Below are 20,513 nucleotides of genomic sequence, written 5' to 3'. Positions count from 1 at the left end.
CTACCACTTAGCGTCAGTTTGACGATTTCTCTGTCGCGTGTTGACCCGGATTCGCTCGCACGTCCCCCGGATGGAAGCATGAGAGGCACAGACGGTCGTGTTCGGCGAGGGAGAAACAGTCGTGAGTGTCGCCCCGGTGGAGATCGAACGGCCCGAGGTCGAGGGCCAGCCGGTGGCGGAGCCGGACACGCCGTGGGTGACCATCGTCCACAACGACCCGGTCAACCTGATGAGTTACGTCCAGTACGTGTTCCAGGCCTACTTCGGGTACCCGAAGGACAAGGCCAGGCAGCTGATGATGGACGTGCACACCAAGGGCCGCGCCGTGGTCTCCAGCGGCACCCGCGAGGAGATGGAGCGCGACGTCCAGGCCATGCACGGCTACGGACTGTGGGCGACCCTCCAGCACGACTGATCCACACACACCCTCCCCACCACCACACGAGAAGACGGGCTGATCGGAACTCATGGCTGGGTTGTTCGAGAGCGCGGGCGGCGGCAGTGCGGCGATCGCGCTGGACGAGTTCGAGGTCTCCATCCTGCGCACGCTCGAAGTACAGATGCTGGAGCTGATCGGGCCTGGCCCGGGTGGCCAGAGCGAGGATCCGCTGGCGGCGCTGTTCGCCGAGGGGCCCACCGAGGCGCCGCAGGACCCGGCACTGGCCCGGCTCTTCCCGGACGCCTACGGCGAGCCCGGCGAGCCGGCCGACTCGGAGACCCGGGCCATGGCGGGGGAGTTCCGCCGCTACACCGAGGTGGACCTGCGGGCCCGCAAGCGCGAGGACGCGCTGGCCGTGGTGCGCGCCCTGGACGGCCTGGGCGAGGACGGCGGGGTGCTCGAGATCCAGGCCGGCGACTGCCGGCACTGGCTCGGCGCCTTCAACGACCTCAGGCTCACCCTGGGCAGCCGCCTGGAGGTCACCGAGGAGGACGAGCAGGGCCTCTACCGGCTGCCGGACACCGACGAGCGCAAACCGCTGGTGATGGCCTACGTCTGGCTCGGCGAGCTCCAGGAGACGCTGCTGGAGGCGATGTCCGGCTGAGCCCGGCCCGCGCCGCCGCTCCCGCGGGACGGCTCCGCCCCCGGCGCCCTGCGCCCGTCCCGGGCGCCGAGCCGGATACCGGGAAATTCCGGCCATAACGGGTCTTGGCGGCACCTGTCATGCTCAAATAGCGCTCAGATACCCGCCGGTATCCGGTCATGTCGTGGTACGACTTCCCCCTCGGCCGTGAGCTGAAGGAGGCGGCCATGGCCGATCAGGCCTTCGGTGAGGTGGCCGACGCGAGGCCCGGTGAAGAAGGCTGCGAGCACGGGCCGAGCAGCCGTCGGATCCGGCCGACCGCCATCGGCGGGGCGGTCGGCGCCGCGCTGACGGCCACTCTGGCGCCGTCTCCCCGGCCGGAGTTCGGCCCCGGCCACCAGGTGCTCAAGCGGGTCCGGCCCGAAGCCGTCCACCGCGCGCCCCGCTCCCACCCGCACGCCCGGTCCGGAGACTGACCGGGCGCCCGGCCCCGGTCCGACTGCTGGACCGGCCGCCCGTCCGCCGTCGAACGCACCCCGCGACGGCCCGACGGGGCCTTCGCCCGGCCCGGTCGATCCCGCCGATCCGACGGAATCGACCGGGCCGGGCCTGGCTATCCTGACCGCATGCTGACCATCACCCGAGAACTGCGCGACGCGATCGTCGCCCATGCCCGCGCCGACCACCCGGACGAGGCCTGCGGTGTGATCGCCGGTCCGGAGGGCAGTGGACGGCCCGAGCGGTTCATCCCGATGCTCAACGCGGCCCGCTCGCCCACCTTCTACGAGTTCGACTCCGGCGACCTGTTCAAGCTCTACCGCGAGATGGACGACCGCGACGAGGAGCCGGTGGTGATCTACCACTCGCACACCGCCACCGAGGGCTACCCGTCCCGCACCGACGTCTCCTACGCCTCCGAGCCGGGCGCCCACTACGTGCTGGTGTCCACCGCCGAGGGCAACGGCGAGAGTGACCCGTACCAGTTCCGCTCGTTCCGCATCGTGGACGGCGTGATCACGGAAGAAGACGTCGACGTGGTGGAGGCGTACCCCGCATGACCGGAACCGGCACCGCCGGATCTCCCCGCCGGGCCCGTCGCACCTGCGCAGCGCGCGGGCGGCGGGCCCGCGGCCTGCCCGCGTCTCAGTATCGGATACACGAACGACCGGATGGTGGGACGCGGCTGCCGGACGGGGGGCGGGAATCTATACGATGAGCCCATGCGTTCCGTCGATGTGAGCAACCAGGCCCCGGGCACCCGCCTCGTGGCGCGCCTGCACGTCGACCTGTGCCGGCTCGCCAGCGCGATCTGTCCCGGCACCGCCGACGCCCGCTGACGTCGGCACCACCCACCCCGGCAGCGCCGGGGCTCCACCCCTGCCGCGACCCGTGCGGCCCACCCGACTCACCTCCACAGGAGCGCAGCCATGGCCATCGAGGTCCGCATCCCGACCATCCTCCGTACCTACACCGACGGCGCCAAGGCCGTCGAGGGCGCCGGCGCCAACCTCGGGGAGCTCTTCACCGACCTCGACGCGCGCCACCCGGGCATCGCCGAGCGTCTGCTCGACGCCGGTGAGCTGCGCCGCTTCGTCAACGTCTACCTGAACGACGAGGACGTCCGCTTCCTGGACGGCATCGCCACCGCCGTCGCCGACGGTGACAGCGTCACCATCCTGCCGGCCGTGGCCGGCGGCGCCCGCTGAGCCGCCGCTCCATGCGCTACGACAGCCCGATCGAAGCGGTCGGCAACACCCCGCTGGTCCGGCTTCCCCGGATCTCCGCCGCCGTCCCCGGTAACACCGACGGGCTGGTCACGCTCTGGGCCAAGCTGGAGGACCGCAACCCGACCGGCTCGATCAAGGACCGCCCGGCCCTGCACATGATCGAGCGGGCGGAGGCCGACGGCCGGCTCACGCCCGGCTGCACCATCCTGGAGCCCACCAGCGGCAACACCGGCATCTCGCTGGCCATGGCCGCCAAGCTCAAGGGCTACCGGATGGTCTGCGTGATGCCGGAGAACACCAGCGAGGAGCGCCGCGAGCTGCTCCGGATGTGGGGCGCGGAGATCATCCCGTCGCCCGCCGCCGGCGGTTCCAACACCGCCGTCCGGATCGCCAAGGAGATCGCGGCCGAGCACCCCGACTGGGTCATGCTCTACCAGTACGGCAACCCGGACAACGCCGGCGCCCACTACCGGGGCACCGCCCCGGAGATCCTCGCCGACCTGCCGGAGATCACCCACTTCGTCGCCGGCCTCGGCACCACCGGCACCCTGATGGGCGTCGGCCGCTTCCTGCGCGAGAAGGTCCCCGACGTCCAGATCGTCGCCGCCGAGCCGCGCTACGACGACCTGGTCTACGGCCTGCGCAACCTGGACGAGGGCTTCGTGCCCGAGCTGTACGACGCCGAGGTGCTCACCACCCGGTTCTCGGTGGGCTCCGCCGACGCGGTGCGGCGCACCCGGGAACTGCTCCAGCAGGAGGGCATCTTCGCGGGCGTCTCCACCGGCGCCATCCTGCACGCCGCGATCGGCGTCGGCCGCAAGGCCGCCCAGGCGGGCCGGCGCGCCGACGTGGCCTTCGTGGTCGCGGACGGCGGCTGGAAGTACCTGTCCACCGGCATCTACACCGCCGAGTCCACCGAGGCGGCGGTCGAGGCACTGCAGGGCCAGCTCTGGGCCTGACCGCCGGCTGATGACAGCGCGCGACGGCGCCGCACCCCACCCGTGGGCGGCGCCGTCGCCGTGCCGGGCGGGCCGCCGTGACAACCGGTGATTTGTCCGTTCCGCGCTCCTGATTCGTCACGGAACGACCACAGCGTCCGTTCTGCCCCGAAGATCCTCGTTGGGACCGAAAAGGTGAAGTGACGGCCCGAGCCAGCCTCGGGACCTCCGCCCGAAGGTGGTCCAGATGAGTCCAAGCAGCAGCGACCTGTGGTCCTATGCCGAGATCGCCCGCCACATCAACGTCCAGTCCGAGACCGTCCGCAACTACCGTCGCCACGGCCTGCTCCCCGAGCCCGACCTGACGGACGGGAACGGCCACCCCCGCTGGTACCCCGACACCATCCGGGCCTGGGCGCGCAACCGTCCGCGGCACCGCTGACCCCCCGTCGAACGCCCGCCCCCGCCCCTTGCCCGTTCTGGTGATTCCAGCCACAGCGCGGCACGGGGACGGGGGCAAAGTGCCGTTCGGCCCTTACCCTCGACACGCAAAGACCGTACCGGTGCAGATGATGCGGACGGCTGCGGACCATGACCATCGGGGCGGAGGGGCTCGGCATGAAACTGACCGTGGTGGGGTGCTCGGGGAGTTTCCCGTCCGCCGACTCGCCGTGCTCCAGCTACCTGGTGGAGGCCGACGGCTACCGAGCCGTCCTGGACCTCGGCAACGGCGCCCTCGGCGCCCTGCAGAACTACTGCGGCCTGTACGAGGTCGACGCCGTGCTGCTCAGCCACCTGCACGCCGACCACTGCGTCGACCTGTGCGCCTACTGGGTCGCCCGAAACTACCGGGTCGAGGGCTGCCCCGATCCGGTGCCCGTGTACGGCCCCACCGGCACCCCCGAGCGGCTCGCCCGCGCCTACGACATGCCCGAGGAACCGGGCATGACCGAGGTCTTCGAGTTCCGCACCCTCAAGCCCGGCACCTTCGAGCTCGGCCCGCTGCGGATCACCGCCGTCCAGGTCAACCACCCGGTCGAGGCCTACGCCTTCAGGATCGAGCACGGCGGCCACTCGATCGTCTACTCCGGCGACACCGGTGAGAGCGCCGACCTGGTCGAGCTGGCCACCGACGCCGACCTCTTCCTCTGCGAAGCCGCCTACACCGACGGCAAGGACACCTACCAGGCCGTCCACCTCAACGGCCGCGAGGCCGGCGAGCACGCCACCGCCGCCGGCGCCCGGCGGCTGGTCCTCACCCACATCCCGCCGTGGACCGACGCCGAGCGCAACCTCCGCGACGCCCGGGCCGCCTACCGCGGGCCCGTGGAACTCGCCAGACCCGGCGCCGTCTACCGGTTCTGACCACCCCCCGACGGCGCGGCTGCCCATGGCAGCGCCCAACCCGCCGGTGGAGACGACGAGTTGGGCGCAGGTCCGGTCGACTACGCCGGGCCGGGCCCCGGTTGGGGCGGCCCGAACGGTTCGATCCTCGGGTTGGCATAGGGCCCCTTGACACCGGGCACCCCCCGGACGCGGCCGGCGGCCGCCTCCGTCACGAGCAGCGCGTAGCTGCCGTTGTGCAGGTCGACGAGGCCGTACTCGGCGTCGACCGCGTCGCGGGCGAGTCCGAGCTTGCGGACGGCGTCGTCGAGGGTGGCCCCCGGCGGGAGCGCGACGGTGATCAGTGTGCTGGGCCGGTCGGCGGCCATGGGTCTCCTCGGGTTGCCGGTGTCCTGCCGGGCCGGGCCGCCTACCTGCGGCCGCGGAAGCCGTTCTTCTTCCGGCTGCGCAGCGCGTCCATGATCGAGGGCGCGTTGACCACGCCGTAGCCGTAGTCGAAGTCGAACCCCGCGGCGCCGAGGTCGTCGGCGGTACGGCGCAGGATCGTCCGGAGCTCGCTCGGCGGGATGGTCGCGGCGGGCCACTGGGTGCGGATGGCGGCGACCACGCCGGCCGCCACCGGGCAGGCGGCGGAGGTGCCGGAGTCCGCCGAGCCCGGGCCGAAGGCCTCCGAGCCCGCGAAGTGGGTGTACGAGCAGACGTCCGGCTTGCGCCGGCTCAGGCGGCCGGGTCCCTGCGACGAGTAGCCGACCCGGCTGCCGCGGGTGTCGACCCCGCCGATGGACAGCGCGCGGGGGTGGGAGTTGGCGCCGCCGATCGGCCGCTCGGTGAACTCGCACCGGCCGTCGCGACACTCCCGGCCGCAGTTGCCCGCGGCGAACAGGACGTCCGCACCCGCGTGCTCCAGGGCGGTGACCATCAGGTTGAACGGGTGCGCGGGGTTGTCCGAGTAGTTCCCGGGGTGGCCGGGCGGGAAGTCCCACTGCGGGGAGAACGAGCCCCAGCTGTTGCTGACCACCAGGGCCCGCTGCTCCTCGGGCATCAGCTCCAGCTGACTCCACAGGTGCGAGTAGGCCGCCACCGCGTCCGAGAGCAGCCCGTCCATCACCGTCGCGCCGGGGCGCTCCGAGAGCAGCACCGCCACGTCGATCAGGGTGGCCTTGGGCGCGGCGATGAGGGCGTCGAAGGCGCACATCGTGCCGTGGTCGACCGGGAACTTGCCGGGATCGCCGACCACCCCCGGAGGGGCCCAGCTGCGGGCGGCGTCGACCGTGATCGGGCGGCCCAGCTTGTCGGAGAGGTGCTGCGTGTTGATGCCGGTGTCGGAGATCGCCAGGGCGACCCCGGAGCCGTCCAGACCGTCCCCTCCCAGCTCGACGAAGAACCGCTCGACGTCCCGCCAGTCGCCCACCGGGCCGTCGCCGCCGCAGGTCGGGGTCGTCTCGATGACCGGGTCGGACGAGACGCCCACGACATCGCCACGGGCCGACAGCATCGCGATCCGGCTCGCGGTGTCGAAGTCGTGGATCTCGCCGCGGACCAGCACGCCGGCGTGCCGCGGATCCATCGAGAAGGTCAGCGGCTGCTCCAGGGTCAGCAGCTCTCCGCCCTCGGCCGGCAGGGCCTTCGGGATCGCGACGGGTGCGAACGTCGGGTCCAGGTCGACGCCGGGCAGGCGCCCGGCGAGGTCGCGGGCCGCGACGGAGGCGGCCGGATCGAGGACGGCGGCCACGGCGTCGCGGTCGGGTCGCAGCTGGATGAGGACACGCATGTTGTCTCCTGCAGGGTGGGTGCCCGGGCGCCATCGGTCGGGTGTTGCCGGGCATGACGGGGTCGCGAGGTGTGCAGGCACCTGATGCCGCCGAAACAAGGGGAAGCCGAGCACCCCGCCGCCCGGCCGGGGCCGGGTGGGGGTGCGGGAGCTGCGGGTCAGGCGCTGCTCCATGGTGTGTCCGCCGGTCCGCCGCCGCATCCCGGTGCGGCCGGACGGCCGGTGGTACGGGCCCCGAAGGGGCGGATCGCCCGGGTGGCCCCGGTGCGCCCGCGTGCTCGGCGGCGGTGAGCGCCGGGCCGGCGGGCCCGGGCGGTCGCCGGAGCGGTTCACCCGCCGCGGGTCAGTGGTCCGGGCCGTCCACCACGACCAGCGTGCCCCGGCTGCCGGGCCGGACGGTGTGCGGGATGCCGGGCGGCACCAGGAACAGCTCGCCGGGCCCCACCGAGATTGGGCGGCCGTTGACCGTCAGCTCCAGTCGGCCGTCCAGGACCAGCAGGGCCTCGGCGCCGGTGTGCCGTTCCTCCTCCACCCCGAGTTCGTCCATCCGCAGCACCTTCACCCCGGCCGTGCCCACCCGGCCGAGCAGCCGGGAGCGCCAGGCCTGTGGCAGGCCCTCCGCCGTCTCCACCAGGTCGATGACATGCATGACAGGCCCCTCTCGGGCGTCGGGATCAAGGAATGGCCCGAACGCTACCCGGCGCGGGACGGCGGTTGGTCGACCGTTCGGCAAAATCCCGGGCCGGCCGTGACACGCCGATGCCCCGCCGCGGGGGAGCGCGGCGGGGCATCGGCTGAGCGGCCGGGTGTCAGGCCTTGGTGACGTCCTCGATCTCCTCGTCGCTCTCGCGGCCGGGGGTCTTGAGGTCGAACTTGACGATCGCGAAGCGGAAGACCGTGTAGTAGATCGCCGCGAAGACCAGGCCGATCGGGATGATCAGCCAGGGCTTGGTGGCCAGGTGCCAGTTGATCACGTAGTCGATCAGGCCGGCCGAGAAGCTGAAGCCGTCGTGGACTCCGAGGGCCCAGGTCACGGCCATCGACAGCGCGGTCAGCACGGCGTGGATGACGTAGAGGACCGGGGCGATGAACAGGAAGGTGAACTCGATCGGCTCGGTGACGCCGGTGACGATGCTGGTGAGCGCGAGCGAGGTCATCATGCCGAGGACGACCTTGCGGCGCTCCGGGCGGGCGGCGTGGGCGATGGCCAGCGCGGCGGCGGGCAGCGCGAACATCATGATCGGGAAGAAGCCGGACTGGAACTGCCCGGCGGTCGGGTCGCCGGCCAGGAAGCGGTTGATGTCGCCGGTGGCGACCTTGCCGGTCGCGTCCGTGAAGCTGCCGGTCTGGAACCACGCGTAGGTGTTGACGAACTGGTGCATGCCGATCGGGATCAGCGCACGGTTGACCAGGCCGAATATGCCCGCGCCGACGGCGCCCGCGCCGACCAGCTTGTCGTTGCCGCCGGAGATGAGGTCACCGATCGGGCCCCAGCAGAGGCCGAACAGGATGCCGAGGCCGGTACCGACGAAGGCCATGATGATCGGGACGAGCCGGCGGCCGTTGAAGAAGCCGAGCCAGTCGACCAGCTTGGTGCGGTGGTACTTCTGCCACAGGACGGCGGCGAGCAGGCCGACCACGACGCCGCCGAGCACGCCGGGGTTCTGCGGCTTGCCGGCCGGGAGCGCGGCGGTGACGGTGCCCTCGGCGGGGAACGCGGTCAGCACCTGCTTGAAGACCAGGTAGCCGACGAGCGCGGCCAGTGCCGTCGAGCCGTCAGCCTTCTTGGCGAAGCCGATCGCGACGCCGACGCAGAACAGCAGCGGCAGGTTGTCCAGGACCGCGCCACCGGCGGCGCCGAACACCTGGACCAGCTTGGCGGGGAAGTGCCAGTTGGTCTGGACGTCCGGCTGGCCCAGGCGGGCCAGGATGCCCGCGGCCGGGAGGACCGCGATCGGCAGCTGGAGGCTGCGGCCGACCTTCTGCAGGCCGGGAAGGATTCCGGAGCCGAACTTCTTTCCCGGCTTGGGCGCGGCGGCGGGCGCCGGTGCCTGCGTGGTCGTACTCATGGGGGTGGTTCCTCACGACAGGGCGGGTCGGACGTCTGGTGGAGCGTCGGGGGCCGACTCGCGAACTGGTCTACACCACTAGTGGTGTAGACCAGTTTTCTAACACGTGCCGACAAGGGGGGGAACCCCGGAAAGCCGTGCAGGTGGGAAGCGCTATGAAATCGAAACCTTGTTGAGGATTGGCGATCTTCACTACCCGCCGTAGCCGGGAATTTGGCGAGTTGCGCAACAAATGCCGCCGCCCCTGGCGCTGAGCTGCGGCGGGGTGGCGGCGAGTGCGCCCGGAGGGCGCCGGGTCAGGCCTTGGTGACGTCCTCGACGTCCTCGTCGTCCTCGCGGCCGGGTGTCTTGATGTTGAACCTCACGATCGCGAAACGGAAGACCGCGTAGTAGACCACCGCGAAGCACAGGCCGATCGGAATGATCAGCCACGGCTTGGTGGCCAGGTTCCAGTTGAGCGCGTAGTCGATCAGGCCGGCCGAGAACGCGAAGCCGTCGTGCACGCCCAGGCCCCAGGTGACGGCCATCGAGACGCCGGTGAGGAGCGCGTGCACGGCGAACAGCACGGGGGCGATGTAGGCGAACGAGTACTCGATGGGCTCGGTGATGCCGGTGATGCAGGAGGTCAGCGCGACCGAGGTCATCAGGCCGTAGATCTCCTTGCGGCGGTGCGGTTTGGCGGAGTGCGCGATGGCGAGCGCGGCGGCGGGCAGCGCGAACATCATGATCGGGAAGAAGCCGGTCATGAACTGGCCGGCGGTCGGGTCGCCGGCCAGGAATCGGGCGATGTCGCCGTGCGCCTCGGTGCCGTCCGGCTTGACGTAGGTGCCGAACTGGAACCACGGGAAGAAGTTCAGCAGCTGGTGCATGCCGATCAGCAGCAGCGCCCGGTTGGCGAGACCGAACAGCCCGGAGCCGGTCGAGCCGAGGTCGGCCAGCCACTCGGAGAAGGACTCCAGCGCGTCGCCCACCGGGGGCCAGACCCACAGGCAGAGCGCGGCGAAGATCAGGCCGACCAGGGAGGTGATCATCGGGACCAGGCGGCGTCCGTTGAAGAACCCGAGCCAGTCGACCAGCCGGGTGCGGTGGAAGCGGACCCAGAGCGAGGCGGACATCAGGCCCATCAGGATGCCGCCGAGCACGCCCGGGTTCTGGAAACCGACGTTCGAGGCGGTCCTTTTGGCGTAGTCGACGCACTGGGTGCCCGCGACGACGCCCTCGCAGGCGCTGAGGTCCGGGAAGGCCTGGAGCACCTTGTAGTAGACGAGGAAGCCGGCCACCGCGGCCAGCGCGGTCGAGCCGTCCGCCTTCTTCGCCATGCCGATCGCGACCCCCACGCAGAACAGCAGCGGCAGGCCGAGCAAGCCGTCCAGCAGGGCCGATCCGGCCGCGGCGAAGGCCTTCGCCACGTTGTCCCAGCCGAGACCGTCGGCGCCGAGCAGGTCCGGCTGCCCGAACCGGACCAGGATCCCGGCCGCGGGGAGGACCGCCACGGGGAGCTGGAGGCTGCGGCCCATCTTCTGCAGGCCGCCGTAGAACGTCTGCCACCAGGGGCTCCGTGGGGCGGTGGTGCCGGCCGAGCTCATCTTCGTCCTCCGAGTGCCGTGGCCGCCGTGGTCGGTCGGGCCCGGGACGGGGAACGCGGGCGAGGTGTCCCGCGTTGTCCGGAGTACACCTAAGATTGGTGTAGACCACTTTTCGGGCGGGGCGGGGACGGTCGCACCGGATCCTGGATCCCAGTGATCGTCATCCTGGGTTCACCGCCCCGCGCACGCGCGCCGGGGTAGCCCAAAAGTGGACTAACGTGGCATATCGTCCGGAGACGGGTGATGCTTGACGCGCTGTTTCGACGACGCGCCAGCTGATCGCACGTCATCATCATCTCCGGCAGCGCCCACCGCACACCGCAGTACGGCCACCGGCGACACCCCGCCGAGGCGCCGAGACAGAGTGGAGAAAGACATGGCCAGCAAGGCTGAGAAGATCGTCGCCGGTCTCGGCGGAATCGAGAACATCGAAGAGGTCGAGGGCTGCATCACCCGCCTGCGCACCGAGGTCATCGACCCGAGCAAGGTCGACGAGGCCGCCCTCAAGGCCGCCGGCGCCCACGGCGTCGTCAAGATGGGCACCGCGATCCAGGTCGTCATCGGCACCGACGCCGACCCGATCGCCGCCGACATCGAGGACATGATGTGAGCTGAGCCCCCGCTCGCCACCGCCACGGCCCGCCGCCCCACCGGGGCAGGCGGGCCGACGCGTCCCCGGGAACCACTACGCTCGTTACCCATGTCACGTATCGACGGCCGCACCCCCGACCAGCTCCGCCCCATCACCATCGAGCGGGGCTGGAGCAAGCACGCCGAAGGATCCGTCCTCGTCTCCTACGGCGACACCAAGGTGCTCTGCACCGCCAGCGTCACCGAAGGCGTCCCCCGCTGGCGCAAGGGCAGCGGCGAGGGCTGGGTCACCGCCGAGTACTCCATGCTCCCCCGCGCCACCAACACCCGCGGCGACCGCGAATCCGTCCGCGGCAAGATCGGCGGCCGCACCCACGAGATCAGCCGCCTCATCGGCCGCTCGCTGCGCGCCGTCATCGACCACCGCGCCCTCGCCGAGAACACCTTCGTCCTCGACTGCGACGTCCTGCAGGCCGACGGCGGCACCCGCACCGCCGCCATCACCGGCGCCTACGTCGCCCTCGTCGACGCCGTCTCCTGGGCCCGCGACAAGAAGATCCTCCGGGCCAAGGGCCAGCCCATCACCGGCGGTGTCAGCGCCGTCAGCGTCGGCATCATCGACGGCGTACCGATGCTCGACCTCCGCTACGAGGAGGACGTCCGCGCCGAGACCGACATGAACATCGTCTGTACCTCCGACGGCCGCTTCGTCGAGGTCCAGGGCACCGCCGAGGGCGCGCCCTTCGACCGCGACCTGCTCAACCAGCTGCTCGACCTCGGCACCCTCGGCTGCGCCGAGCTCGACGAGATCCAGCGCAAGGTCCTCGAGGGCTGACACCGCGGACCTGACCGGTCGTCGGACCGGCCGGCCGGGCACCCCCGGCCCGGCCGGTCCGCGCCCGGTCCGCAACCGGACCACCCGGCCCGCACGTCCTTGTGGGTGCCGTCACCGACGGATGCTGTACACGCCGCGGGCCCAGCCCGTACCGTGCCAGGCAGAAACCCCGGAGCCGACCGAAGGACCGCGATGCCGCAGCCGCCCAGCATCAACCGCCCGACCGTGTTCGCCGTGGCAGCCCTCGCCCTGATCCTCCCGCTCAGCGCGGTCAGCTGCTCCGCCGCCCAGAAGGCGATCGACTGCGGCAACACCGCGATCACCATCACCAACGACATCTCCAACGTCTCCACCGCGTTCAACAACGCCGGCAACGACCCCGCCGCGGCCGGACAGGCCATGCAGCAGCTCAAGAACGACATCGACAAGCTCGGCCGCAACTCCAGCGACACCGACGTCAGCAAGGCCCTCACCGACCTGCAGACCCAGGTCCAGAACGTCCAGCAGGCCGTCGACAACAAGCAGGTCCCCGACCTCAAGCCGCTCGGCGACGCCGCGGGCAACCTCAGCAAGGCCTGCACCGGCTGACCCGGAGCCACCCCCTAGGCTGGACGCCATGACTAGCCGACGCCTCGTCCTCGCCACCCGGAACCAGCACAAGGTCGCGGAGCTGCGCGCCATCCTCGGCGCAGCCGGACTGGACGTCGAACTGGTCGGCGCAGACGCCTACCCCGAGATTCCCGACGTCCGCGAGACCGGCGTCACCTTCGCCGAGAACGCCCTGCTCAAGGCGCACGCTCTCGCCCGGGGCACCGGGCTGCCCGCCGTCGCGGACGACTCCGGCCTGTGCGTCGACGTGCTCGGCGGCGCACCCGGCATCTTCTCCGCCCGCTGGGCCGGCAAGCACGGCGACGACCGTGCCAACCTGGACCTGCTGCTCGCCCAGCTCGGCGACGTCTCCGACCCGCACCGCGCTGCCCACTTCGCCTGCGCCGCCGCGCTCGCGCTGCCGGACGGTACCGAGCGGGTGGTGGAGGGGCGGCTGCGGGGCACCCTGCGGACCGCCCCGGCGGGTGACGGCGGCTTCGGCTACGACCCGATCCTCCAGCCGCTCGGCGAGACCCGGACCTGCGCCCAGCTCACCCCCGCCGAGAAGAACGCCATCAGCCACCGCGGCGAGGCCTTCCGGGCGCTCGTCCCGGTGGTTCGCGAGCTGCTCGGCTGACGGGCCGTCGAATCGGCAGAGAGCCCCCTTCTCCTTCGGTAGAGCGTTCGAAGGAGAAGGGGGCTCTCGTTTGGTACGCCCGGTGGGACTCGAACCCACGACACTGCGATCCTAAGTCGCAGCCCTCTAGCCAGCTGGGGTACGGGCGCACGCCATCGTCAGCGTACCCTCTGGACTTCGTGAGCAGGTAGCCGGTGAGGGCGGGCCGGCCGGGCGGTGGCGGCCCGCCGTCCGTGCCCTCCCGGGCCGGGCCGGTGGATGCGGCGGCCGGTCCGGCGGGTGGCCCGTGGCCGTACCTGACGGACATGGTGGACCCTCCCTCCCCGGGCGGGCGGCGCGGTCGCCGTCCGTTCAGGTGCGAACGGGTGCTGGGCCGTACGGGTGCAGGGTGTGCGCAGTGGGCGGGGTGGTGGGGTGCGGGCGGGGCGTGGGGGTGTCGGTTCACTACCGATTGGTACAGACCTATTGACCTATGTGGTTCAGACCACATAGCTTCGGCGCACTCCGCGGTGTGCTGGGCCGGACAGTTGACGGGCCGTCGTGCGCGGGGTGCAAACCTCCCCCACAGGCGCGTCCCCACAGCGCGTCCGACACTCTCTCCTGGAGGACCGAGTGTTGATCCGAAACACGACGGCGCAGCGTCCCACCGCTGCGGGCCGTCACAAGAGTTCCGGCGGCCGGCTGGCGTTCGCCGCCACGGCCGCCGCCTCGCTGGCCGGTCTGCTGATGGCCACGCTGGGCGCGACGCCCTCGCAGGCGGCCGTCGACAACCAGTCCTGTCGGCCCGACGGCATGTACGGCACGCCCGGCGTGGACGTGCCGTACTGCAGCGTGTACGACACCGCGGGCCGGGAGAAGATGGGCGCGGACCACCAGCGCCGCATCATCGGCTACTTCACGGGCTGGCGCACCGGTCAGGACGGCACCCCCGCCTACCTGGTGAACAACATCCCCTGGGACAAGGTCACCCACCTCAACTACGCCTTCGGCCACGTCGACGGGTCGAACAGGCTGTCGGTCGGCACCGACTCGGCGACCAACGCGGCCACCGGCATGACCTTCCCGGGCGTCCCGGGCGCGGAGATGGACCCGTCGCTGCCGTACAAGGGCCACTTCAACCTGCTGACCAAGTTCAAGAAGCAGTACCCGAACGTGAAGACCCTGATCTCGGTGGGCGGCTGGGCCGAGACCGGCGGGTACTTCGGCGACGACGGCAACCGGGTCGACTCGGGTGGCTTCTACTCGATGACGGTCAACGCGGACGGCAGCGTCAACCAGGCCGGGATCAACACCTTCGCGGACTCCGCGGTCGACTTCGTCAAGAAGTACGGCTTCAACGGCGTCGACATCGACTACGAGTACCCGACCTCGATGAAGGACGCGGGCAACCCGCTCGACACGTCGATCTCCAACGCCAAGCGCGCCTACCTCGTCAAGGGCTACGCGGCGCTGATGAAGACGCTGAGGGAGAAGCTGGACCGGGCCGGCGCCACGGACGGCAGGCACTACCTGCTGTCGGTGGCCGCGCCCTCCTCGGGCTACCTGCTGCGCGGCATGGAGACCTTCCAGATCACGCAGTACCTGGACTACGTCAACATCATGTCGTACGACCTGCACGGCGCCTGGAACAAGTACGTCGGCCCGAACGCCTCGCTCTACGACGACGGCAAGGACGGCGAGCTGGCGGCCGCCAACGTGTACGGCACCTCGCAGTACGGCGGTATCGGCTACCTGAACACGGACTGGGCGTACCACTACTTCCGCGGCGCGATGCCGGCCGGCCGGATCAACGTCGGCCTGCCGTACTACACCCGCGGGTTCAAGAACGTCACCGGTGGCACCAACGGCCTGTGGGGCACCTCGTCGACCAACACCTGCCCGGCCGGCGCGGGTCTGACGACCTGTGGCGACGGCGCGGTCGGCATCGACAACCTCTGGCACGACCTGGACACCAACGGGAAGGAGTCCCCGGCGGGCTCGAACCCGATGTGGCACGCGAAGAACCTGGAGAAGGGCGTCGTCCCGGACTACCTGTCCAAGTACGGGCTGACGGACACCGCGCTGCAGGGCACCTACAGCCGCAACTACAGCTCCTCGCTGGTGGCGCCGTGGCTGTGGAACGACAGCAAGAAGGTGTTCCTGTCCACCGAGGACGAGGAGTCGGTGGCGGCCAAGGCCGACTACGTGGTCGACCAGGGTGCCGGCGGCACGATGATCTGGGAACTGGCAGGCGACTACCGCTGGGACGCCACCGCGAACGGCGGCAAGGGCGAGTACGTGCAGGGTTCGACCCTGACCTCGCTGATGTACGACAGGTTCAAGGCGGCCTCGCCGTACGGCGCCGTCCGCTCGACGATCGCGCTACCGACGCAGACGCTGCCGATCGACGTGTCGTTCACCAACTTCGCGCTGGGTGACTCGAACTACCCGATCAACCCGAAGATCCACATCGTCAACAACTCGACCCAGACCCTGCCGGGCGGCACCGAGTTCCAGTTCGACTACTCCAACGCGGCCCCGGGCAACGCCAAGGACCAGTCCGGCTTCGGCCTGACCGTGATCCGGCAGGACCACACCGCGGCCAACAACGTGGGCGGCCTCAAGGGCACCTACAACCGCGTCTCGGTGAAGCTGCCCGGCTGGCAGGCGCTGGCGCCCGGTGCCTCGATCGACATGGACTTCGTCTACTACCTGCCGGTCTCGACCCCGGCCAACTGGACGGTCAACGTCGGCGGCACGCTGTACGGCCTGGCGGGCGACCTGACCCGCGGCACGACCGGCGGCGGCACCGCCTCGCCGAGCCCGTCGCAGTCGGCGAGCCCGAGCGCTTCGGCCAGCCCGTCCCAGTCGGCCGGCCCGTCGGCCTCGGCGAGCCCGTCGCAGTCCGCGAGCCCGACCGGTGGCACCTGCGCCGCGCCGAGCTGGAACGCCGGCACCGTGTACGCCACCACCGGCACCAAGGTGTCGTGGAAGGGCCACCAGTACAGCAACAAGTGGTGGACCACCAATGAGGACCCCTCGACCACCGGTCAGTGGGGCGTGTGGAGCGACCTCGGAGCCTGCTGACCCCGGGTCGGCGGTGCTGGTGAGGTGACAGACGGCGGTGGCGGTCGACCCGGTCGGGGGGTCGGCCGCCACCGCTGCGCGCGCCGCGGGTCCGGCCGGCGGCGGCCCCGCGAACTCGCGGATGGGTGGATGTGGTTGGGTGGGACGCCGATCCGACCGCACGACCCGCGTGGAGCACCCCGATGACCGAGCCCGAGCAGCGCCGGATCCGCGCCGCGTACGACGACGGCAGCCTGGTCGTCTACCAGGCCTACCCGGCGGCGATCGCGGAGCCCGCGTTGGCCGCCGGGACGTTCGTGGCGCCCTTCAAGCGGGAGCGGATGACCTGGATCAAACCGTCCTTCCGCTGGATGATGTACCGCTCCGGCTGGGGCGCCAAGGCGGGGCAGGAACGGGTGCTGGCCGTCCGGATCACCCGGGAGGGCTTCGAATGGGCGCTCGGGCACGCCTGCCTGAGCCACTACGACCGGGACCGGCACGCGTCCGCCGCCGAGTGGAAGGCGCAGCTGCGGGAGAGCCCGGTCCGGATCCAGTGGGATCCGGAGCGCTCGACCCGGCTCGGCCCGCTGCCGCACCGGGCGATCCAGATCGGCCTGACCGGGCCTGCCGTGCACCACTACGTCGGCGAGTGGATCACCGGCATCGAGGACGTCACGGCGCTGGCCCACGAGGCCCACGCCCTGGTGCGGGACGGCCGGCCGCAGGCGGCCGACGCGCTGATCCCCGCGGAGACCCCGTACCCGCTGCCCGCCGCGCTCGCGGCGCGGATCGACGCCACGGGCTGAGCCGGACCGGCCGCGGTGACCCGGCTCAGTGCTCCAGGTCGGCGCGCATGGCGGTGAACAGCCGGGCGGCCTCGGCGGGAGTGGTCCTCGGGAACAGGGCGACGGCGGCGGTGGAGGTGTCGGCCCAGCCGCAGATGACGTCGGTGGTGGGTGCCTCGGGCAGCGAGAGGCACTCGACCGAGCCGCCGAGCGGGCCGGACGGGTAGGGCTTGGCGGTGGTCGGGGTGCCGGTGGAGCCGTTCTGCAGGGCGTAGTCGATCAGGCCGCGCCACAGGTGTTCGCGGCGCTTGCTCGGGTCCTCGGGGACGGAGTCCACGCCGAGGACGAGGACCGGGCGGCCGGTGGCGGCGGCCCGGTAGGTGCCGGCCACCAGATGCATGCCGTCGCGCATCTCGCCGGGGTCCACGGGGACGTCGGAGAGCGCGCCCTCCCCGGTCACCGCGGGAAGGCCGCCGGCCTTGGCGGCCTGCACCAGGGTGTGCCCGGCCGCGGCGGGCGAGCCGCTCGGAGCCGCGGCGGAGGGCGGGGCGGAGAGCGCGGCGGAGGGCGGGGCGGAGGGCGGGGCGGAGGGCGGGGCGGAGAGCGGGGCGGCCGTGTCGGCCCCGGCGTCGGCGCCCTCCGGGTCGCAGGCGGTGAGCGCGAGGGCGGCGACCAGCGTTCCGGCGGCGAGCAGGACGCGGGTGGCGGGCAGGGTGCGGGCGGTGCGGGCGGTGCGGGCGGTGTGGGGTCTCGGGGTCGGCACGGCGGTCTCCCGGTGGTGTGGCGGGGTGTGGGCCGGGCTGCTGGACCCGGTGCGCAGCACGCTAGCGACACTCCGGGCCCGGCGGGTGGCCGATTCCCGTTCCCGGACGCCACCGGGACATGACGGTGACACAGCTCGGCGGCCCGCCCGGAAGGACCGGGGGGCCGCCGAGGTGGTGGAGTGTCAGGCCGCGTTGATCTTGAGGTCGCGGAGCAGCTTGGCGACATGGCCGGTGGCCTTGACGTTGTACAGCGCGCGCTCGACCTTGCCCTGCTCGTCCACGATCACGGTGGAGCGGATCACACCGACGTAGGTGCGGCCGTAGTTCTGCTTCTCGCCCCAGGCGCCGTAGGCCTCCAGGACCGCGTGGTCCGGGTCGGCGACCAGGGTGACCTTGAGGTTCTCGGTCTCGCGGAACTTGCCGAGCTTCTCCGGCTGGTCCGGGGAGACGCCGATGACGTCGTAGCCGGCGCCCGCGAAGACCTCCAGGTTGTCGGTGAAGTCGCAGGCCTGGGTGGTGCAGCCGGGGGTGAGGGCGGCCGGGTAGAAGTACACGATCACCTTGCGGCCGAGGTGGTCGGCGAGGGACACCTGGTTGCCGTCGGCGTCGGGCAGGGTGAAGGCGGGGGCGGTGTCGCCGGCCTGGAGGCGCTCGCTCACGGTGGATCTCTCCTCGTGCGTGGACTGGGTGGTCGTACCACGGCAAACCTACCTCCGTTGGTGGGTGGCACTGCGCGGCCCGGACCGGGAGCTGACAGACTGGCCCTGTCGTACCGGACAACGGCAGGAAGAAGAGGGGTGGCCCGCGTGGGCGAGGCGAGCACGAAGGACAAGGCGGCCCGGTCGACGGCGCAGATCGAGGCGGACATCACCCGGACCCGTGACCGGCTCGCGTCGACCCTGGACGAGCTGGCGATGCGGGTGCACCCGTCGACCATCGCCGCCCAGACCAAGGCGAAGGTGCTGTCCTCGGTCGAGCAGAAGGCCGGTCGGGCGTATGTCGCGGCGAGCGGCGCGCTGGACCAGGTGAAGGCGCAGTTCACCGATGAGAAGGGGCAGCCGCGCAAGGAGCGGATCGTCCCGGTCGCGCTGGTGGGCGTCGGAGTGCTGCTGCTGGTGGTGTCGGCCCGCAGGCGCCGCAAGGACTGAGTACGGTCGGGCCGGGGCCGGGCGGGTGGTGATCCGTTCGGCCCCGTGCTGTTGCCGGGGCGACGCCACCGCCGGGGGCCTGGGCGGGTACGGTCGGTGGCGTGAGCAAGAACGACGAGCTGAGTGTGCAGCACGATGAGCCCCGCCACGACCGGCTGGGGGAGAAGCTGCCGATCCGGATGCTGCACGACCGGGTGCTGGTGAAGATCGAGGGCAGCGAGGGCGAGCGCCGCTCGACCGGTGGGATCCTCATCCCGGCGACCGCGGAGCTGAGCAAGCGGTGCGCGTGGGCGGAGGCCGTGGCGGTCGGCCAGAGTGTGCGCTCCGTCGAGCCCGGTGACCGGGTGCTGTACGACCCGGAGGACAAGCTGGAGGTCGAGGTGCGCGGCACCACGTACGTGCTCCTGCGCGAGCGTGACCTTCACGCCGTGGCAGCGGGACGTTTCGGTGACACGGAGGGCTCGACCGGCCTCTACCTGTGAGGTTCCGGCTGCCTCCGCGCGGGCCCGGCCGAACCTCCTGCGACCGGATGCGTGAACGCTTCGAGCCCTCTCCCGGAAGCCGGGGGAGGGCTCGAAGCCTCCCCGTGGGTCTCCCCGATGCCGCAGCCGTCGCCGAGGCCGGAGTTCTTGCACCTGACCGGTGAAGCGTTCGAACCCCTCGGAAAATGAGTTGCCTGCGGGCCGTGGCCTCGATCACGATCGCCCGCATGGACCTGTAACGACTGCCACGTAGCAACAGCCAACCTGTCGCGCGATCGACCTCGGAGCCTGACGACTGCGCCCCGAGGCGATGACTCGCGCCCTCGTGTGCATCCGTCAGATCCCAGGAGCCGCAGCCCGGTCTGCGAGAGCTCCTGCTGAGTCCTGAAAGCAACCACATCCATGAATACCGACCGCAAGGCCCGGTGGGCCGTGCGTCAGTCCGCCCTGCCCACCGTCGTGCGACCCTGCCCGGACTGCTCCGGCACGCGTCACCGTCCCTCGGGCAAGATCCGCGTCAACGCGAGCGGCAAGCTCCTCGACGTCTGGCTTCTCCTGAGCTGTGCAGCGTGCGACCGGACCTCGAAGGTGCCCGTGCACGAACGCGTCCACGTCTCGTCGCTGGAGCCCGCTCGCCGGGTGGCGTACGAGACCAACGACCCGGCCGTGGTGCGGGAGCTGACGATGAGTGCGTCGCTCGCCGCGAAGAACGGATACCGCCTCGACTGGACCGGCACCTGGGAACTGGAGACCCGCACGCCCCTCTACGCACTCGATGACCCGACACCGCTCACGGTGCTGGTCGGCTTCGAGCTGCCCGCGCCGGTCCGCGTCGAACGGCTGCTCATGCGCGGGCTCGGGCTCAGCCGCACCGAGATTCGACGCATGGCCGGCGACGGGCGAATCCGCCTGCCGCTGGCTCTGGACGCCAAGGCGCACCAGGACTTCGAGCTCACCATCCACGGACCCGGTTCCGTCGAGGCCGCGAAGCACTCGAAGCTCCTCGGCGCTCCGACCGACCTGCGCGCTCACCTGAGCCACGTCGGATGGCACGACACGCCGCGGCAGTTGTCGCGCTCGGCGACGGCGCGAGCGTAGGAACGGGACGGCAGGGCCTCCCGGACAGCCTCCTGGCGCAGACGCCTTCGAGCTGACCGGAGGCCCTGCTCCGCGCGCACCCG

The 20,513-nt window shown here is 71.4% G+C and carries 25 protein-coding genes and 1 tRNA gene; 18 read left to right on the top strand and 8 right to left on the bottom strand.

Annotated features, from left to right (window positions below; all coding sequences use genetic code 11):
- Positions 1–121 precede the first annotated feature (121 nt).
- The 9 genes from clpS (at position 122) to OG871_RS14955 (ending at position 5,052) form a co-directional block, all read left to right on the top strand.
- The gene (gene clpS, locus OG871_RS14995; RefSeq protein WP_371497268.1) at positions 122–415 is read left to right on the top strand and encodes an ATP-dependent Clp protease adapter ClpS; all 294 of its coding nucleotides are present in this window, start codon (positions 122–124) and stop codon (positions 413–415) included.
- A 52-nt stretch (positions 416–467) separates the two neighbouring features.
- Entirely contained in the window at positions 468–1,043 is a 576-nt protein-coding gene (locus OG871_RS14990; protein WP_371497267.1) for a DUF2017 domain-containing protein, read from the top strand.
- 206 nt (positions 1,044–1,249) lie between these two features.
- Positions 1,250–1,498: a hypothetical protein gene (locus OG871_RS14985; RefSeq protein WP_371497266.1), complete on the top strand. Its 249-nt coding sequence runs from the start codon at positions 1,250–1,252 to the stop codon at positions 1,496–1,498.
- A 150-nt stretch (positions 1,499–1,648) separates the two neighbouring features.
- Positions 1,649–2,080 carry a Mov34/MPN/PAD-1 family protein gene (locus OG871_RS14980; protein ID WP_371497265.1) on the top strand — a complete coding sequence of 144 codons (432 nt, stop codon included), beginning with the start codon at positions 1,649–1,651 and terminating at the stop codon, positions 2,078–2,080.
- 162 nt (positions 2,081–2,242) lie between these two features.
- Positions 2,243–2,359: a putative leader peptide gene (locus OG871_RS14975; RefSeq protein ID WP_354640698.1), complete on the top strand. Its 117-nt coding sequence runs from the start codon at positions 2,243–2,245 to the stop codon at positions 2,357–2,359.
- A 90-nt stretch (positions 2,360–2,449) separates the two neighbouring features.
- On the top strand, positions 2,450–2,728 hold the full coding sequence (locus OG871_RS14970) for a MoaD/ThiS family protein (RefSeq protein ID WP_371497263.1): 279 nt from the start codon (positions 2,450–2,452) through the stop codon (positions 2,726–2,728).
- A gap of 11 nt (positions 2,729–2,739) precedes the next feature.
- Positions 2,740–3,708 (top strand): PLP-dependent cysteine synthase family protein, encoded by a 969-nt coding sequence (locus OG871_RS14965; protein WP_371497262.1) that lies wholly within the window; start codon positions 2,740–2,742, stop codon positions 3,706–3,708.
- A 226-nt stretch (positions 3,709–3,934) separates the two neighbouring features.
- Positions 3,935–4,129: a MerR family transcriptional regulator gene (locus OG871_RS14960; protein ID WP_371497261.1), complete on the top strand. Its 195-nt coding sequence runs from the start codon at positions 3,935–3,937 to the stop codon at positions 4,127–4,129.
- 176 nt (positions 4,130–4,305) lie between these two features.
- Positions 4,306–5,052 (top strand): MBL fold metallo-hydrolase, encoded by a 747-nt coding sequence (locus OG871_RS14955; protein ID WP_371503315.1) that lies wholly within the window; start codon positions 4,306–4,308, stop codon positions 5,050–5,052.
- An 80-nt stretch (positions 5,053–5,132) separates the two neighbouring features.
- On the opposite strand, the gene OG871_RS14950 is transcribed toward OG871_RS14955, so the two are convergent.
- The 5 genes from OG871_RS14950 to OG871_RS14930 form a co-directional block, all read right to left on the bottom strand.
- Entirely contained in the window at positions 5,133–5,399 is a 267-nt protein-coding gene (locus OG871_RS14950) for a hypothetical protein (RefSeq protein WP_371497260.1), read from the bottom strand.
- Positions 5,400–5,440: 41 nt separating this feature from the next.
- Positions 5,441–6,802, bottom strand: a complete 1,362-nt coding sequence (locus OG871_RS14945) for a S8 family serine peptidase (protein WP_371497259.1) — start codon at positions 6,800–6,802, stop codon at positions 5,441–5,443.
- A 343-nt stretch (positions 6,803–7,145) separates the two neighbouring features.
- Positions 7,146–7,451, bottom strand: a complete 306-nt coding sequence (locus OG871_RS14940) for a cupin domain-containing protein (RefSeq protein WP_371497258.1) — start codon at positions 7,449–7,451, stop codon at positions 7,146–7,148.
- A 160-nt stretch (positions 7,452–7,611) separates the two neighbouring features.
- The gene (locus OG871_RS14935; RefSeq protein WP_371497257.1) at positions 7,612–8,871 is read right to left on the bottom strand and encodes a PTS transporter subunit EIIC; all 1,260 of its coding nucleotides are present in this window, start codon (positions 8,869–8,871) and stop codon (positions 7,612–7,614) included.
- Between the two features lie 296 nt (positions 8,872–9,167).
- Positions 9,168–10,457: a PTS transporter subunit EIIC gene (locus OG871_RS14930; protein ID WP_371497256.1), complete on the bottom strand. Its 1,290-nt coding sequence runs from the start codon at positions 10,455–10,457 to the stop codon at positions 9,168–9,170.
- Positions 10,458–10,833: 376 nt separating this feature from the next.
- Here OG871_RS14930 and OG871_RS14925 point away from each other — a divergent pair, with 376 nt between their 5' ends.
- The 4 genes from OG871_RS14925 (at position 10,834) to rdgB (ending at position 13,108) form a co-directional block, all read left to right on the top strand.
- Complete coding sequence (locus tag OG871_RS14925) at positions 10,834–11,067, top strand: glucose PTS transporter subunit EIIB (RefSeq protein ID WP_018517946.1); 234 nt, start codon at positions 10,834–10,836, stop codon at positions 11,065–11,067.
- A gap of 90 nt (positions 11,068–11,157) precedes the next feature.
- Positions 11,158–11,883, top strand: a complete 726-nt coding sequence (gene rph, locus OG871_RS14920) for a ribonuclease PH (protein ID WP_371497255.1) — start codon at positions 11,158–11,160, stop codon at positions 11,881–11,883.
- Between the two features lie 192 nt (positions 11,884–12,075).
- On the top strand, positions 12,076–12,471 hold the full coding sequence (locus tag OG871_RS14915) for a hypothetical protein (RefSeq protein ID WP_371497254.1): 396 nt from the start codon (positions 12,076–12,078) through the stop codon (positions 12,469–12,471).
- 28 nt (positions 12,472–12,499) lie between these two features.
- Positions 12,500–13,108, top strand: coding sequence for an RdgB/HAM1 family non-canonical purine NTP pyrophosphatase (rdgB, locus tag OG871_RS14910; RefSeq protein ID WP_371497252.1), 609 nt, complete (start codon positions 12,500–12,502; stop codon positions 13,106–13,108).
- A 71-nt stretch (positions 13,109–13,179) separates the two neighbouring features.
- Here rdgB and OG871_RS14905 read toward each other — a convergent pair.
- Positions 13,180–13,257, bottom strand: a tRNA-Leu gene (locus OG871_RS14905).
- A 532-nt stretch (positions 13,258–13,789) separates the two neighbouring features.
- Between OG871_RS14905 and OG871_RS14900 the strand changes: the two genes are divergently transcribed.
- On the top strand, positions 13,790–16,174 hold the full coding sequence (locus tag OG871_RS14900; RefSeq protein WP_371503314.1) for a chitinase C-terminal domain-containing protein: 2,385 nt from the start codon (positions 13,790–13,792) through the stop codon (positions 16,172–16,174).
- Between the two features lie 182 nt (positions 16,175–16,356).
- Complete coding sequence (locus OG871_RS14895; RefSeq protein WP_371497251.1) at positions 16,357–16,959, top strand: DUF4291 domain-containing protein; 603 nt, start codon at positions 16,357–16,359, stop codon at positions 16,957–16,959.
- Positions 16,960–16,984: 25 nt separating this feature from the next.
- On the opposite strand, the gene OG871_RS14890 is transcribed toward OG871_RS14895, so the two are convergent.
- Positions 16,985–17,701, bottom strand: a complete 717-nt coding sequence (locus OG871_RS14890) for a hypothetical protein (protein ID WP_371497250.1) — start codon at positions 17,699–17,701, stop codon at positions 16,985–16,987.
- A gap of 183 nt (positions 17,702–17,884) precedes the next feature.
- Positions 17,885–18,361, bottom strand: a complete 477-nt coding sequence (gene bcp, locus OG871_RS14885) for a thioredoxin-dependent thiol peroxidase (protein WP_371497249.1) — start codon at positions 18,359–18,361, stop codon at positions 17,885–17,887.
- A gap of 138 nt (positions 18,362–18,499) precedes the next feature.
- Between bcp and OG871_RS14880 the strand changes: the two genes are divergently transcribed.
- From OG871_RS14880 to OG871_RS14870, 3 genes are all read left to right on the top strand, one after another.
- Positions 18,500–18,850, top strand: a complete 351-nt coding sequence (locus OG871_RS14880; protein ID WP_371497248.1) for a DUF3618 domain-containing protein — start codon at positions 18,500–18,502, stop codon at positions 18,848–18,850.
- A gap of 179 nt (positions 18,851–19,029) precedes the next feature.
- Positions 19,030–19,332, top strand: a complete 303-nt coding sequence (locus tag OG871_RS14875; RefSeq protein ID WP_371503313.1) for a co-chaperone GroES — start codon at positions 19,030–19,032, stop codon at positions 19,330–19,332.
- A 402-nt stretch (positions 19,333–19,734) separates the two neighbouring features.
- On the top strand, positions 19,735–20,430 hold the full coding sequence (locus OG871_RS14870; RefSeq protein WP_371497247.1) for a DUF1062 domain-containing protein: 696 nt from the start codon (positions 19,735–19,737) through the stop codon (positions 20,428–20,430).
- The last annotated feature ends 83 nt before the right edge of the window (positions 20,431–20,513 follow it).

The organism is Kitasatospora sp. NBC_00374 (genome assembly GCF_041434935.1).
Classification (GTDB): Bacteria; Actinomycetota; Actinomycetes; order Streptomycetales; family Streptomycetaceae; genus Kitasatospora.
Note: the sequence above shows the minus strand (reverse complement) of the source record. Positions and strands in the feature narration are given on the sequence as shown.

Excerpts from the sequence above, each read along its gene's own strand:
- OG871_RS14990 (WP_371497267.1), top strand. The coding sequence starts at position 468 with ATGGCTGGGTTGTTCGAGAGCGCGGGCGGCGGCAGTGCGGCGATCGCG.
- OG871_RS14985 (WP_371497266.1), top strand. The coding sequence starts at position 1,250 with ATGGCCGATCAGGCCTTCGGTGAGGTGGCCGACGCGAGGCCCGGTGAA.
- OG871_RS14980 (WP_371497265.1), top strand. The coding sequence starts at position 1,649 with ATGCTGACCATCACCCGAGAACTGCGCGACGCGATCGTCGCCCATGCC.
- OG871_RS14975 (WP_354640698.1), top strand. The coding sequence starts at position 2,243 with ATGCGTTCCGTCGATGTGAGCAACCAGGCCCCGGGCACCCGCCTCGTG.
- OG871_RS14970 (WP_371497263.1), top strand. The coding sequence starts at position 2,450 with ATGGCCATCGAGGTCCGCATCCCGACCATCCTCCGTACCTACACCGAC.
- OG871_RS14965 (WP_371497262.1), top strand. The coding sequence starts at position 2,740 with ATGCGCTACGACAGCCCGATCGAAGCGGTCGGCAACACCCCGCTGGTC.
- OG871_RS14960 (WP_371497261.1), top strand. The coding sequence starts at position 3,935 with ATGAGTCCAAGCAGCAGCGACCTGTGGTCCTATGCCGAGATCGCCCGC.
- OG871_RS14955 (WP_371503315.1), top strand. The coding sequence starts at position 4,306 with ATGAAACTGACCGTGGTGGGGTGCTCGGGGAGTTTCCCGTCCGCCGAC.
- OG871_RS14950 (WP_371497260.1), bottom strand. The coding sequence starts at position 5,399 with ATGGCCGCCGACCGGCCCAGCACACTGATCACCGTCGCGCTCCCGCCG.
- OG871_RS14945 (WP_371497259.1), bottom strand. The coding sequence starts at position 6,802 with ATGCGTGTCCTCATCCAGCTGCGACCCGACCGCGACGCCGTGGCCGCC.
- OG871_RS14940 (WP_371497258.1), bottom strand. The coding sequence starts at position 7,451 with ATGCATGTCATCGACCTGGTGGAGACGGCGGAGGGCCTGCCACAGGCC.
- OG871_RS14935 (WP_371497257.1), bottom strand. The coding sequence starts at position 8,871 with ATGAGTACGACCACGCAGGCACCGGCGCCCGCCGCCGCGCCCAAGCCG.
- OG871_RS14930 (WP_371497256.1), bottom strand. The coding sequence starts at position 10,457 with ATGAGCTCGGCCGGCACCACCGCCCCACGGAGCCCCTGGTGGCAGACG.
- OG871_RS14925 (WP_018517946.1), top strand. The coding sequence starts at position 10,834 with ATGGCCAGCAAGGCTGAGAAGATCGTCGCCGGTCTCGGCGGAATCGAG.
- rph (WP_371497255.1), top strand. The coding sequence starts at position 11,158 with ATGTCACGTATCGACGGCCGCACCCCCGACCAGCTCCGCCCCATCACC.
- OG871_RS14915 (WP_371497254.1), top strand. The coding sequence starts at position 12,076 with ATGCCGCAGCCGCCCAGCATCAACCGCCCGACCGTGTTCGCCGTGGCA.
- rdgB (WP_371497252.1), top strand. The coding sequence starts at position 12,500 with ATGACTAGCCGACGCCTCGTCCTCGCCACCCGGAACCAGCACAAGGTC.
- OG871_RS14895 (WP_371497251.1), top strand. The coding sequence starts at position 16,357 with ATGACCGAGCCCGAGCAGCGCCGGATCCGCGCCGCGTACGACGACGGC.
- OG871_RS14875 (WP_371503313.1), top strand. The coding sequence starts at position 19,030 with ATGCTGCACGACCGGGTGCTGGTGAAGATCGAGGGCAGCGAGGGCGAG.
- OG871_RS14870 (WP_371497247.1), top strand. The coding sequence starts at position 19,735 with ATGAATACCGACCGCAAGGCCCGGTGGGCCGTGCGTCAGTCCGCCCTG.